General features: G+C 47.1%; 7 protein-coding genes. All 7 read left to right on the plus strand.

Annotated elements, in window-relative coordinates; all coding sequences use genetic code 11:
* Positions 1-768: 768 nt before the first annotated feature.
* Positions 769-2,106 (plus strand): DUF2325 domain-containing protein, encoded by a 1,338-nt coding sequence (locus BM283_RS06395; RefSeq protein ID WP_090691022.1) that lies wholly within the window; start codon positions 769-771, stop codon positions 2,104-2,106.
* A gap of 147 nt (positions 2,107-2,253) precedes the next feature.
* The gene (locus BM283_RS06400) at positions 2,254-2,763 is read left to right on the plus strand and encodes an RNA polymerase factor sigma-70 (protein ID WP_254776227.1); all 510 of its coding nucleotides are present in this window, start codon (positions 2,254-2,256) and stop codon (positions 2,761-2,763) included.
* 463 nt (positions 2,764-3,226) lie between these two features.
* Positions 3,227-3,442: an MbtH family protein gene (locus BM283_RS06405; protein WP_046850527.1), complete on the plus strand. Its 216-nt coding sequence runs from the start codon at positions 3,227-3,229 to the stop codon at positions 3,440-3,442.
* A 12-nt stretch (positions 3,443-3,454) separates the two neighbouring features.
* A complete protein-coding gene (locus BM283_RS06410; RefSeq protein WP_090691028.1) occupies positions 3,455-4,201 on the plus strand; it encodes a thioesterase II family protein in 747 nt (248 codons plus the stop codon).
* Complete coding sequence (locus tag BM283_RS06415; RefSeq protein WP_090691032.1) at positions 4,170-4,868, plus strand: 4'-phosphopantetheinyl transferase family protein; 699 nt, start codon at positions 4,170-4,172, stop codon at positions 4,866-4,868. Before BM283_RS06410 ends, BM283_RS06415 begins: the two co-directional genes overlap by 32 nt.
* An 86-nt stretch (positions 4,869-4,954) precedes the next feature.
* Positions 4,955-10,255 (plus strand): non-ribosomal peptide synthetase, encoded by a 5,301-nt coding sequence (locus BM283_RS06420; protein WP_090691035.1) that lies wholly within the window; start codon positions 4,955-4,957, stop codon positions 10,253-10,255.
* Complete coding sequence (locus BM283_RS06425) at positions 10,255-14,853, plus strand: type I polyketide synthase (protein WP_090691036.1); 4,599 nt, start codon at positions 10,255-10,257, stop codon at positions 14,851-14,853. Before BM283_RS06420 ends, BM283_RS06425 begins: the two co-directional genes overlap by 1 nt.
* The last annotated feature ends 6 nt before the right edge of the window (positions 14,854-14,859 follow it).

Raw genomic sequence — 14,859 nt, forward strand, 5'->3', positions numbered from 1 at the left:
TCATAAAACAAGGAGAATGAATCGAGCTGTTGTTTCTGTCTGTCAGATCAGAAAAATCAAGTTAGGCAATAAAAATCCTCAGCTCCAGTTTTATTATTTTCTGATAGAAAGTAATCAAGAATAAAGAGAGCACCAGCATAACTCAATCTTTCCTGGCGTACTTGTGTTCACTCACAAATCTGTTAGAGGAGGGTATAAGCCAGGTTGCTTTTCAAGATTTTGTGTTATGCAAGATAGCTCCTGAATTTATTTTCAGAAAAATAAGCGATAAATATTATTTACACTGCAAATAATAATGATTATTATTTGCAAATCATGAAGAATGATTTGAATTTGATGTTAACGTCAAATATGATTTAAAAATAAAAGGGGCGCGAGCACTCATATTACTATTAACGCAATCTTATTGATTCTTCATTAAAAAGAAATTGATTTAGCCAGCCAACAAAGCGCATATTGCTTGTCAGCCAGCCATTATTTCAATGACCAGGAGATGGGTTTATGGATAAAAAATCAGGGCTGATTGAGAGCAGAGGGTGTCATTTCTCACAAACTTCAAGTCTACGCTTTTCAGTTTGCTTAATTAAACAACTAACTGCATGCGCAATTACATCTAATCTCGTAAAGCGATATATAGCCCGTTATCAGATGGGTGGGCGATTAGATGCTGGGTACGCACCTGCTTGAACTGGGAGCGCATTTCTCGAACATCATTCTTTTTCTGCTTTACTTGAGTACGTAACGAATACGAATGGAGAAGGCTTTGCTATGAATGCACCTTTCTTGCCGATACTGCCAATAGCTGACCCCTTATTGGCAGACAATCAGATTTTGGCTCCTATCCCCCAATCAAACACTGAAACTGAAACTGAATTATCGCCAATCAAACGCAGCAAAATCTGGGAGCTTAAAGAAGCTAACCGCTGCCCGATTGTGGGCACCTGTTTGTCGAAAGATGAGTTAATACGTTTTGCCCGGCGGTTTCATTTTGAAGCGTCGATAACCGATGTATTTTTAATGCATGTCGAAGCGGTGAATTGTGTAGCTACAAGTAACCCCGCCTCCGAAGCGATTCAGAAGTACCTCGATTCAAAGTATCAGACAGCGCTTACTCGTTTCGAAGCTGCTAAAACAGATGCTGCAGTATTCGACCTGTGGAAGAAATGTTTTGTACAGGGAGAAATTGCAGGCGCTTTGTGGGCCGCTCTGACGCACAAACGAATTAGCGATGATACCAGAGGAAAAATCTATGCGGATATGCATATGCATTCTCACCATATGGGAGCAAATCAGGCTGCTGATACTCGTAGATTAGCTCAGCTCGAGAAAGAGTATGCTGAATTAGAAACAGCGATGGAACTCCAGAAACAACATCATTCGCGCACCGAAGCAAAATTGCGCCTGCGGTTTCAGGAGGCTTTGGCTGAAAGCGAGCATTTACGTCATAATCAGAAAGAGATCGTCGCGTTAAAAGCCCGTCTGTCTGCAATTGAGTCTGGTAAAACCATGACTGAAATGGGGCAGCGTTTGATGAAATTGTCCATGGAAAATGAGCGATTAAAAACTGTCGCTCATCAAGCTGGTAATCTCGATCAATTACTGCAAGATGCTCATAACCAAATAGCAGCTTTGATTGATGAGTGTAAAGTACTGACCACCGAACGTGATGCACTGGAAAGGTTCCTTTTATCCGATAATTCTTGCAAGGATTCTTGTAATCATCCGAATGCTCATGATACATCCCAACTAAAGGATTGCTGCGTAGTTTGTGTTGGTGGGCGTATTGCCCAACTCCCGCAATATCGTATGTTGGCGGAACAGATGGGTATCCGCTTAACTTACCATGATGGTGGCCAGCAACATGCGCTTTCTCGTTTACCAGAAATGATCAATAGTGCTGATGCAGTGATTTGCCCTACAGATTGCGTCAGCCATGCTGCTTATTATCAGTTAAAACGTCTTTGCAAACGTCATAGTAAGCCTTGCTTGTTATTCAAAGGCAAAGGAGTTGCTAGCTTTGCTTCTGCACTTATCCGCTTGTCATTAGGCCAAGTAAGTTTGAATGCTGATACTTGTGAGTTGTTGGCAGAAAGCATTAGTAAGTGATCATTAAATTTCATTCATATTATTAATTTTCTAGGATATTCATTTAAATAAGAATGGGTAGCTAGAAACGATGATACAAAAATTTAAATGAAAATAATTATTATAGTTATTTTCATTAATATTATTACAATAAGAATATCAAGACTTATGATGATGCCAGTAGAAAAATGGTCTCATGAATTAAACACCTTATTTATCGCAAATCGCACCCAATTACTCCGGGCAGCGTATAAAATTTTGGGTGACTGGGAACGATCAGATGATGTGGTGCAAGATGCTTATATCAAAATCACTGGGATGGCAGTTACGCAGAAAGTTAGGCAGCCATTGGCCTATCTATTTCAGATCGTACGCAATTTGGCTATCGATCACTATAGGCGTGATGTATTCGAGTCAGAGCTTTTTGGAACAGACGAGGAAGGGTTGCAGGTGCCAGCTCTGACAGGAACACCGGAGACTCATGCAATCAATCGTCAACATCTCGAGTTAATTGCAGAAGCGTTAGCTAAGCTTCCGGAGCGCACAAAACGGGTATTTGAGCTTTATCGGATACATGGGTATACGCATCGGATGATTGCAGATGAATTGGGCATTTCTACATCGTTGGCAAACATACTCATCCATGAAGCAATGAATCACTGCAAGAATGCCCTTTAATCTAATAGTCAGCAGGTTCAAAAGATTCTCTGGCTATTGCTTGATCATAAACTGAGCGCAATTACTTGGAATCATCATCATCTAACGCACGAAAAAAGCAGACAGCGAAGCAATATCTGTACTTCATATGAGCTCCAGCCAGATCGAATAAGGTATTTCGCAATTGATTTTTCCGAGTCGCGTGTATTTAGTGCTGAATTTGTTTTGACTCAATGAAGAAAAGCTTCATGCTTTTCAATTCTTTATAGATCCACTCACTTATTGTGTTGGATACAGTCGGAATAACTTCTCTATAAAACTCCCTCACTCATTTAATAAGCAGGGCATTAGGGGTTTGCAAAAAGATTTTTAACATTTCTTTGTATTCTCAATAAGCCGGTTCGTCTAATCTAGTATGAATAAGAAGCATTCTTATTTAGAAGCATTAAAAAATCCTATTTTTTTATAAATCTGAGGGTGTGCTATGACGAATTGCTTTGATCGCGAAGATGGTGTTTTTCGCGTTTTAGTCAATCATGAAGAACAATACTCTATTTGGCCGGAATGGAAAGCAATACCTGGTGGCTGGCAGGATACCGGTGTGCTAGGCGACAAAAAGACCTGTCTCGATCATATTGAGAAAGTCTGGACTGATATGCGTCCGCTCAGTTTGCGGCTTTTTATGGATAACCAGGTTTAGAGCAATATATCTATGCGCAAATCACTCACCCTGTTCTGTTTACCTTGTGCCGGCGCGGGTAGTGCTATGTACCTCCGATGGCGACGGTTACTACCTTCCTGGATTACGGTGCAGCCGATCGAATTGCCAGGGCGTGATAGCCGGATAGATGAATTCCTTGAAGAAAATTATCTGGCGCTGACTGAATGCTTAAGCAATGAGCTTGTGCCCATATTGCCCGAAAATTATGCCTTTTTTGGACATAGCATGGGTGCCTTGCTGGCTTATGGGATTACCCATCGCTTGTCTGCTCAGAAATTACCGCTTCCTACTGCATTGGTCGTTTCAGGTTGCGCAGCACCCAATCGCCAGGATAGCGAGCGCTATAGCAAAATACAGGGTGAGGCAGCATTGATCGCGGAACTAAGAAAACAGGCAGGTACACCGGAAGAAGTGTTCGATCATCCGGAATTGCTGGCGATGACGCTGGATTTATTGGCAATCGATTACCGGCTATGTGGGAGCTTCCAGCATGTGGAACTACCGCCTTTGCCCATTCCTATCCATGTTTTTGGCGGGCGTGCGGATGAGATTGAAGCGGCAAAGTTGGATGATTGGCGACTGGCAGGTGCTCAAGCGTTCACCTTGGATTGGTTTGAGGGTGGTCATTTCTTTCTTCGTCAGTCTGAAGAAGTATTTCTGCACACTCTGGTAAAGCGTCTGACAGAAAGTTTAAGTGGATTCCCTCATGAAGCACCTGAAGTGCCTGCAATTGCCTGAAACGATGCCTATTGGAGTGGATGCTTGGTTGCTCGAGTTCGATTTCGATTCGAATCAGCTTGCTGTTGACTGGGCATTGCTGAGCGCAGAAGAAAAAGCGCGCGCACTTCGCTTTCGTCAACTGCGGGACCGGGTGCGCTTTATTGCGACACGTGCAGCGCTCCGCCGTCTGCTGGCGGAATGTGTGATGGCGCCACCTCAGACATTACGCATTGAAACGAACAGCTTTGGTAAGCCGTACTTGCCAGCGCATTCCGGCATCGAGTTCAACGTTTCCCATGCTGATAATTTTGCTTTGATTGCGTTATCTACTCATGGGGAAGTAGGTGTCGATATTGAGCAGTGTCATCGGGATGTTGCCAATCTGGAGGCGCATGTGCTTTCTTCGGTAGAACGGGCGTGGAGAATCTGGTCAAGCAAGAACTTCATTGAGCTGTGGGTCGTGAAAGAATCGGTGCTGAAAGCAGTGGGATGTGGCATTTCTGAATACCTGCCAGCTATAACTGTTCTGCCAAAACATGATGGCAGCTATTGTATTACTCACGATCAAACTGAATGGGCAGAAGTCAACGCCTGGTCGATCAGTGCACCCATTCACTATGCGGCAGCATTAGCATTGACCCATAAAAGTCAATCGCTAGCAAAGCGCCAGCCTTTTCTATCCTAATTAATCCCGGAAGCAAATGAAGTATGCAAAACCAGGCTGGGTTAATAATTTTTCCGTAAAGCATGCATTTATTTTAAGTATTAATCATGAATACAAGACTGATTCCTTCTCGCAGTTATCCTGACAATATTGTGATGCATCTGCAAACGCTCGCTCGTGAGCGACCGACAGATATAGCTCTGATCGTAGTGAGTGCGAATGGCGATACACTCATTGACAAACAGTTCGATTATGTTTCGCTCAATTTGTATGTCAGGGCTGTTGCCGCTGTTTTACAGGATCGGTTCGATCAAGGTGATCGAATACTATTGTTAATGGATAACGATGAACATTATGTAGTCGGTTTCCTTGCCTGTCTTTATGCAGGAATGATCGCGGTACCGGTTTTTCCACCCGAATCAATACGAGTGCAACATCTGGCAAGGCTGCTCGCGATTGCAACCGATGCAAAGGCGCGATGCGTTCTGACAACTAGCGAAATTATACCGCTGATTAGCGAGACAGCGATTACGCAATTGGCAGACGCTCATATTCTAGCGGTTGACGCCATAATGAAAAATAACAGGTTTGGTATGGCGTCCGCATGGCATGAGCGCATGCCGGAGAAAGATGAGATTGCTTTTCTGCAATATACTTCTGGATCGACTTCTACGCCCAAAGGTGTAATGGTCAGTCATCATAATTTAATGATCAATGCCCGGGCTTTTGAAGAAGGCATGTCGATCGGGCAGAACGATATTTTCGTCAGTTGGCTGCCGCTTTACCATGATATGGGATTGATTGGCGGATTATTGCAGCCGTTACACCGGGGAATTCCGGCAATACTCATGACGCCACAGTTTTTTATCGAACGCCCTGTGCGCTGGCTGGAAGTCATTTCACGCTATCGCGCCACAGTAAGTGGCGCACCTAATTTTGCCTTTCAGTTATGTGTCGAGCGCGTGAGAAGCTCTCAATTGCAGGGACTTGATTTATCGACCTGGCGTGTTGCCTTCTCGGGTGCCGAGCCCGTGCGCAGAGACACGATGCGTGCTTTTATCGAGCGTTTCAGTGTAATTGGATTTCCGGCTGGCACAATTTATCCCTGCTACGGTTTGGCTGAAGCGACATTGTTTGTGACGGGAGGCGTGCGTGGAGAGGGTATGAAAGTGCATGAATTTTCGTCCGACAAGCTGGCACAAGGTCAAGCGGAGGTGACGATGCAAGGTATCCCGATCGTTGCCTGTGGTTTTCCTGCTTCCAATCATTCGGTAAAAATCATGGACCCTGAGAAGCAGATTCCGCTGGCAGAAGGTCACGTCGGCGAAATTTGGACGGATGGACTCAGCCTCGCACAGGGCTACTGGCAGCGTCCACAGGAAACTGCTGAAACCTTTGTTGATCATGAAGGCGCACGCTGGTTACGTACCGGTGATCTGGGTTTTATCTATGCGCGCCAGTTATACATTATGGGACGACTCAAAGATCTCATCATTATCCGTGGACAAAATATTTATCCCCAGGACATTGAGTTAGTTATCGAGGAAGAAGTGGAAGCTGTACGTAAAGGGCGGATCGCGGCATTTTCAGTCGAAGGAAAAGAAGGGGAAGGGATCGGTGTTGCAGTAGAAGTGTCACGCAACATGCAGAAACTCGTTTCTGCCGAGGCTCTGGTGGCAGCCCTCAGCGAGGTAGTCAGTGCAAGTTGTCATGAGCCCTTATCTGTAGTGGTACTGCTAAACCCTGGTGCACTTCCCAAAACTTCGAGTGGCAAGTTACAACGCTCGGCTTGCCGTCAAGGTTGGCGCGAGCGCACGCTGGATGCTTATGCCATCTACGAATATGGTCATTTTGTGCTCGGTGGGAGCAAACCGCTCCCTTGTCTGTTGGAAGATGAAACAGAGCTTGCTTTGGCAGCTATTTGGGAAACTGTGTTGCACCGTACGGGATTGAAGCGTGGAGATCATTTCTTTGCTATTGGGGGTAATTCACTTTCTGCTGTTCAGGTCGTAGCGCACATTTCAGATCGTTGGCATATTCCGTTTCTTCCGCGTAATCTATTTCAGTACCCACGACTGCAAGAGTGTGCGGCGGAAATTAAGCGTGTGGCATCCTTGAAGGAAATCTCACAAGAAGCCAATACGTGCCGCCTTATGCCTATGCGGAATGAGCGCTATAGCTTGCCATTATCCTACGGCCAACAGCGTCTTTGGTTTCTTTGGCAACTCGATCCTGACACCACGGCCTATCACGTTCAGCATGCGCTGCGATTATCAGGGATGCTGGATAAACAAGCGTTTGTTGCGAGCTTTCAGGCATTGATCGAACGGCATGAATCATTACGCACCTTATTTCGTATCAGTACGGAAGGCGTGGTCGAGCAAGTAATACAATCGACATCGTCATTAGCAATAACGGATGTCGATTTGTTGGATTGGGATGTTACACAGCGTGAAGAGCAAGTGACAGCGGAAGCGCAGCACATCATTTCGATGCCCTTTGATTTGATGCAAGGCCCTTTGCTACGAGTAGCATTGATCCGGGTAGCTGAGTACGAATATATTCTCGTTATTGTCATGCACCATATCATTGCCGATGGTGTGTCCATGCAAATCTTGTTGAATGAGTTCGCAGCTTATTATCAGGCGTCTATCCAAGGAAAACCAGCTCAACTCGCTCATTTGCCTATTCAGTATGTAGACTACACGGTTTGGCAACAAAAATGGCTTGAAGCAGGCGAAAAGGAAAGGCAGCTCGCTTACTGGCGAAGTTACCTAGGTGAGTCACATCCGGTTTTAACATTGCCAACTGATCGAGTACGACGGCCTGTAACGAGTTACCCTGCCGCACGTCACAGTTTCGATCTGCCACAAGCGGTATTGGTAAAACTTCGCCAATTCTCATTTGATCGTGGGGCGACCCTGTTTATGTCACTAATGGCCGCCTTCCAGGTATTGTTATTTCGTCATACAGGGCAACAGACTATTCGCATCGGTGTACCCGTCGCTAATCGCCACCGTATTGAAACGATGAGCTTGATTGGTTTTTTCGTCAACACACAGGTCTTGCAGAGTCAATTGCATGGACGTATGTCGCTCGCTGACCTTCTGGATCAAGTGCGGGAGGATGCGATCAATGCCCAGGCTCACCAGGATTTGCCATTCGAACAACTGGTCGAAGCGCTGCATCCTCAGCGAGATTTACGCCATAATCCACTATTTCAAGCTACCCTCAATCATTTACAGAAAGACTACCGTAGTTTGCAGCAATACTCTGGGCTGGCGGTTACCGATTATGTCCTTCCTGAGCAGGCAGCCCAGTTGGAACTGAGACTTGAAACCGTTGAATTACCCGATGGGAATGTATCCGCCAGTTTCATTTATGCGTCTAACCTGTTCGATCCTGCTCTGATCGAGCGCCTTACGCGCCACTATCTACAAATTTTGCAGCATCTTTCAATGCAGCCAACCATTGCCATTGGCGACATCGATCTGCTGGATGAAACGGATAAACAGCAACTTACACTCTGGGGAGGCCATCAGCAGACTTCATCCATCAACCAACCAGTTCATCATATGATTGAGTGCCAGGCAGACAGATGCCCGCACATGACGGCAGTAATCTCGGGTGATATCGAGCTGAGTTATGCCGAGCTCAATCGTCGGGCGAATAAGCTTGCCCATCGGCTTATCGACTTGGGTGTCAAACCTGAAGTGCGGGTAGGCGTTGCACTCGAGCGAAGTTCCGTCGAGTTGATTATAGGGCTTGTGGCTATTCTAAAAGCAGGGGGGGCGTATATACCGTTTGACCCTGAGTATCCTAATGATCGTCTGGCTTATATGATGGAAGACAGTGGGACTCGACTGCTGTTGACTCAATCTTATCTCAGCGAGCGATTGCCTTACCGCGAAGAGATACAGATCCTCGAACTTGATACGCTTGATCTGAGTGCAGTAAGTGAAATTAATCCTGATATTACCTTGCATAGCGACCATCTCGCTTATGTGATTTACACCTCGGGGTCGACTGGTCGACCTAAGGGCGTGGCGGTCTCTCATGGTCCGCTAGCCATGCATTTGTCTGCTATCAAAAAAATCTATGGGATCCAGCAGGGCGATCACGAATTAATGTTTTTTTCGATGAATTTCGATGCAGCAGCAGAGCAGTGGGTGGGACCGCTGACTGAAGGGGCGACGCTGGTGCTTTCTTCTAATCATCATCTGGCAGGAAAGGGTTTTGTTGAGCTGATCGAGCGACACAAAATAACGATCCTGCATCTTCCTCCTGCTTATTTGCGCTTATTACTTCCACAAATTGATCGTGCCCGGCAATGGGTGCGTACCTGTATAGCAGGGGGTGAAGCATGGTATGCAGCAGATGTGATCGCGGCTCGTGCGATATTTCAGAAAGCTCGTTTGGTGAATGCTTATGGCCCAACTGAAACAGTGGTCACTCCAGCTGCATGGATTGATCAGAGCAATGAGAATGCGTTAATGTCAGTGATCGGTGAATTCGCGCCAATCGGCCAGCCGGTGGGTGAACGCACGCTCTATGTGCTTGATGCTGAGCTCAATCTTGTGCCACCCGGCACAGCCGGTGAACTTTATATTGGAGGGAAAGGATTGGCGCGCGGTTATCTCGATCGCCCCGCTTTGACTAGTGAACGCTTTGTAGCTAACCCATTCGATCAGTCGGGAGGCCGTCTTTATCGGACAGGAGATTTAGTGCGCTGGCGAGACGATCGACAGCTTGAGTATCTCGGTCGCCTCGATGATCAGATCAAGCTGCGTGGTTTTCGTGTCGAATTGGGAGAGATCGAGGCACGCTTGCTCACGCTAGCCGGGATACGTGAAGCTGCGGTGATTGCTCATGAGGGACGTCATGGTCTCCGTCTGCTTGCCTATGTCGTTTTGCACGACAATACTCAATTAAACGCGTCACTATTAAAAACAGCGCTGACAGCTACGCTGCCCGACTACATGATACCCAGCCAGTTCATTTTCCTGGATATGCTGCCTCTTAATCCGAACGGCAAGCTAGACCGGAAAGCGCTACCTTCCCCTGAACAGTTTGATACACCGGATTACGACCCACCTGTCAATCTGATGGAGAAAACCATTGCGGAAATCTGGGCTGAAGCCCTTGAAATGCCTCAAGTCGGTTTGCACAACAACTTTTTTGATTTGGGAGGGCATTCACTGCTGTTGATCAAAATCAAGCAAAAGCTGGAAGAACATTTAGCCAGGCAGATTGCCATGGTTGATTTGTTCAAATATACCACCGTTGCCAGTCTGGCAAAATTTCTGATTCAAGGGAAGACAGGTACAGCTTCCTTATCACGCCATCAGGCGCGTGCGCAGCGGCAACGCGGCGCTCTCATTCAACGGAAACAAGAGAGGATACAGTAATGGATAATCCTGAAAAAATACTGGAAGATGCAGAACTTGATATCGCCATAGTCGGAATGGCATGCCGTTTCCCCGGCGCGAACGATATCGAGTCTTTTTGGCGCAATCTGCGAGAGGGCGTCGAATCCATCTCTTTTCTCAGCGATGAAGAACTGCATGCACGCGGTGTGCCAGCGGAGGTATTGAATGACCCCCATTACATAAAAGCGGTTGCTCAGCTGGATGATATCGATTGCTTCGATGCGTCTTTTTTTGGTTATACCCCACGGGAAGCTGCGGAGACCGATCCGCAGCATCGGCTTTTCCTGGAAGTGGCATGGCAAGCTTTGGAGGATGCCGGCTATGATCCTTCGCGATATACCGATCCAATCGGCGTATATGCAGGATGCGGCGTGAATACTTATCTGCTGCTTAATTTGCTATCGAGCGGGCGCAGAATGGACAAGCAGGATATTTCTTCGCTGCAGGGGTTGATGAATGGTAACAATAAAGATTCCATGACGACGACCGTCGCGTATAAGCTCAACTTACGCGGACCTGGGATCACCGTCCAAACTGCGTGCTCCACTTCGCTTGCCGCGACACATGTTGCTTGCCGTGCCCTGCTTAATCATGAGGTCGACATGGCCATTGCAGGCGGCGCTTGGGTTAACTTGCTGCATGAAGATGGCTATTACTATCAACCCGGCGCCATTCTTTCGCCCGATGGGCATTGCCGTGCATTTGACGCAAAGGCTGCAGGAACAGTCATTGGCAGTGGTGTCGGTATTGTAGTATTGAAGCGATTGTCGGATGCTTTAGCAGACGGGGACGCTATTCATGCAGTCATCAAGGGATCGGCGATCAATAACGATGGCTCAGCCAAAGTAAGCTATACCGCTCCGAGTGTAGAAGGGCAAACGGAAGTGATTCTGGCTGCCCAGGCCATTGCTGGCATTTCTGCCGATACGATCAGTTATGTGGAGGCGCACGGAACAGGTACGACACTCGGTGACCCGATCGAGATCGCAGCTTTGACGCAGGCATTTCGTGAAAGTACTGATCAACGCAGGTTTTGTGCCATCGGTTCGGTCAAGACCAATGTGGGGCATCTCGATTCAGCTGCTGGAGTAGCCGGACTGATCAAGACGGTCCTTTCATTGAAACGTCAGATGTTGCCGCCAAGCCTGAATTTTGAGCAGCCCAATCCGCAGATCGATTTTGCATCCAGTCCTTTTTACGTCAATACTGAATGCAGAATTTGGCCAGAACAATCCACATCACGGCGCGCCGGGGTCAGCTCATTCGGTATCGGTGGCACCAATGTGCATATGATTGTCGAGGAAGCACCCCACCGTATCCCTTCGGGTGCATCGCGCGATTGGCAGCTGCTCGTATTGTCGGCGCGCAGTCCAGAAGCATTGGAACGAGCCACGAATCGATTGCAGCAGCACCTTGAAGCTCATTTAGAGCAGCCGTTAGCTGACGTTGCTTATACGCTGCAGGTCGGGAGAAAACAATTTGCTCAGCGGGCAATTGCGCTTTGTCATGATCACGAGGATGCCATTACATTATTGCAAAACAGAGAGAGTGAACGCTCTGTTATTCAATACAATGTAGTCGAGCACCGGTCTGTAACATTTTTGTTTCCAGGGCAAGGCGCACAATACATCGATATGGCGCGGGATCTTTATCAAAAGGAGCCTGTCTTCCGCCAGCAATTTGATCAATGTCTGCAATTGCTGCGACCGCACCTTGATTTCGATCTTCTTGCCATTCTGTACCCAGGTGCGGATGAAACCAATAGATTGGCAGCTTCCTCGCGGCTTGAACAAACTGAAGTCACACAACCCGCCTTGTTCGTTATTGAATATGCCTTAGCACAATTATGGATATCATGGGGAATCCAGCCTGCATCAATGATTGGTCATAGCGTAGGCGAATATGTGGCTGCTTGTTTAGCGGATGTATTTTCTTTGCAGGATGCGCTGAGCTTGGTAGCCTTGCGTGGGCGCATGTTACAGCAAATGGAAACAGGCGCCATGCTGGCTGTTATGCTATCCGAAGCAGAACTCGCATCCTACCAGTTCGAAGGATGTGATCTGGCAGCGATCAATGGACCGGCACTTTGTGTACTGTCCGGTCCGCTTGCGGCGATCGAAACAGCTGAAAAAAAATTGGCTGCACGCGATGTCGGCTACCGAAGACTGCATGTTTCGCATGCCTTTCATTCGCATATGGTAGAACCATTACTGCCAGTTTTTATTGAGCAGGTTGCTCAGGTTAAACGTCAATCGCCTAAAATTCCATTTTTCTCTAACTTGAGCGGTGATTGGATTACACCTCAAGAAGCGATCGATCCGCATTATTGGGGACAGCATGTACGTGGGACGGTGCGCTTTAATGATGGTTTGCACACATTGATGGCTGATCCAGCACAAGTATTAGTTGAGGTTGGACCTGGAGAAACGTTGACGACACTCGCGCAACGTCATCCGTTGGCAAATCCCGGGCAGCTTATTTTGTCATCCTTACCTCATCCCAATAAAAGCCATTTGGCACAGAAGCACCTATATCTCACACTCGGCAAGCTATGGTTAAATGGCGTGGCTATCGATTGGAAGCAATTTTATGCGCATGAACGCCGATATCGCGTACCGTTACCAACCTATCCTTTTGATCGTCAATCCTACTGGATTAAAGCCGATGATGAGCAATCCGAATCAAAAGCCGGCGTGCAGCCAGCTTTGGCAGCAAGGAAACGGGAACAGACTGTCGCACAGTCGATAAATGGATGGCTCTACGTACCGTCCTGGCAGCGCACTGAACAAATTGACTTCGATAGCTTCCATCCGGAGCAAGCCGGTGCTTATTTGATATTCAGTGATGAATATTTAATAGGAGAAGCGTTAGCTAGTCATTTACGTCTATTTGGAATTGAGCCTATCGAGGTTTTTGCTGGTACCACCTATCAGCGAGAAAGTTCGCATCGCTATCGGATTTCTCAGGAAAGTTCTCGCGATTTCGATCAGTTACTACAGTCGATACGCGAAGAAGGTAAAACGATCGGTCATATTTTTTATCTTTGGAGTCTGAGTGCGGAGGGTAAAACTGGGTCTCAGACAAGCAGTATGAACAGCAATTTCTACAGTCTGTTCTACCTTGCCAGAGCACTGGAGGCTACTCAGGCATTTGCTCCTTCAGCTAAAAAAATCAGTATTTCCATGGTGACGAATCAAATGGAGGATGTTACCGGTAACGAAATATTGTGCCCGGAAAAAGCTTTGGTCTACGGGCCATACAAAGTCATTCCACAGGAATATTCAAATGTTACTTGCCGTCTGATCGATATTGACTTTCAGGTGAAGGGTATTATGGTTCCATTGCAGTTGGCTAAGCAGATTCTGGCTGAGTCGCAAACGGATGTCGGAAAGGCTGTGGTTGCTTACCGGGGACCTCACCGCTGGCTTCAATGTTTCGAACCTATGCAACCTCCTGCCATCGTAAAGAACCGCTTCAAATCAGGTGGGGTTTATCTGATCACCGGCGGATTAGGTGGCGTCGGTCTGACACTGGCAGAACATTTGGCACGTACTCAACAAGCTAAATTGGTGCTGCTGGGGCGTTCTCCTGTCCCTGCACGCGAACGCTGGCTGGAGATTCTGTCGGGAACCGGCAAAGACAGCGCATTAGGTAGAAAGCTGGAAAAAATCAGGCAGCTGGAAGCATTAGGTGCTGAAATCCTGGTCGTGAATGCAGATATAGGTAGTCAGAGTGAATTAGAGGCGGCAGTGACGCAGGCACGGCAATATTTCGGTGCGATCAATGGTGTGATCCATGCTGCGGGTGAATTCAGCGGTGGATTAATCTCTACCAAATCGGATGAAGCGATAACACGAGTATTTGCACCTAAAATAAATGGAATGCGCGCGTTGCAAGCAGTTTTCAAGGATGATCCACTCGATTTCATGCTGTTATGCTCATCGCTAGCTACGATCGCGGGTGGACTCAATAAAATCGATTATTGTGCTGCTAACGCTTATTTGGATGCGGTGGCGCGCGCCGCTTACCGTGAATCTGCCTATCGGGTCATTTCAGTCAATTGGGATAGCTGGCGGGAAGTGGGTATGGCTGCAAACATGAACATGCCAGAGGGCGTAGGAATTGAACCGCAAGCAGGCGCAGCAGTGTTCGAACGGATCGTGAACGGTCCGCATAGGCCTCAAGTAATCGTTTCTCCGAACGATTTGCATACTCTGCTGAGCCAAACACAGCACGACTTGGTAGCGCAAACGTTTGCTTTTAAAGCGCCCAGTTCCAGTGAGACAGGAAGATTTTCAAGACCAGCGTTGTCAACGGCATTCAAATCACCCGAAAGTGAGCTGGAAATGAACATTGCAGAGATTTGGAAAAACATGCTGGGAATTGATGCCATTGGCGTGGACGATAATTTATTTGAATTAGGGGGTGATTCGCTGTTGGGGATACAACTGCTTTCCCGAATCCGGACTGGTTTTTCCGTCGATCTGCATCCAGCCGATTTCTTCAGATCGCCTACGATCGCGAGTTTGGCGGCATTAGTTGAGATCAAACTGCTCGATGAAATCGAATGCTCATAAGCAATT

Source organism: Nitrosomonas sp. Nm34, assembly GCF_900113925.1.
Lineage (GTDB): Bacteria > Pseudomonadota > Gammaproteobacteria > Burkholderiales > Nitrosomonadaceae > Nitrosomonas.

Bases quoted from the DNA above. Each gene is read 5' to 3' on its own strand.
- BM283_RS06395 (WP_090691022.1), top strand. From the start codon at position 769: ATGAATGCACCTTTCTTGCCGATACTGCCAATAGCTGACCCCTTATTG.
- BM283_RS06400 (WP_254776227.1), top strand. From the start codon at position 2,254: ATGATGATGCCAGTAGAAAAATGGTCTCATGAATTAAACACCTTATTT.
- BM283_RS06405 (WP_046850527.1), top strand. From the start codon at position 3,227: ATGACGAATTGCTTTGATCGCGAAGATGGTGTTTTTCGCGTTTTAGTC.
- BM283_RS06410 (WP_090691028.1), top strand. From the start codon at position 3,455: ATGCGCAAATCACTCACCCTGTTCTGTTTACCTTGTGCCGGCGCGGGT.
- BM283_RS06415 (WP_090691032.1), top strand. From the start codon at position 4,170: ATGAAGCACCTGAAGTGCCTGCAATTGCCTGAAACGATGCCTATTGGA.
- BM283_RS06420 (WP_090691035.1), top strand. From the start codon at position 4,955: ATGAATACAAGACTGATTCCTTCTCGCAGTTATCCTGACAATATTGTG.
- BM283_RS06425 (WP_090691036.1), top strand. From the start codon at position 10,255: ATGGATAATCCTGAAAAAATACTGGAAGATGCAGAACTTGATATCGCC.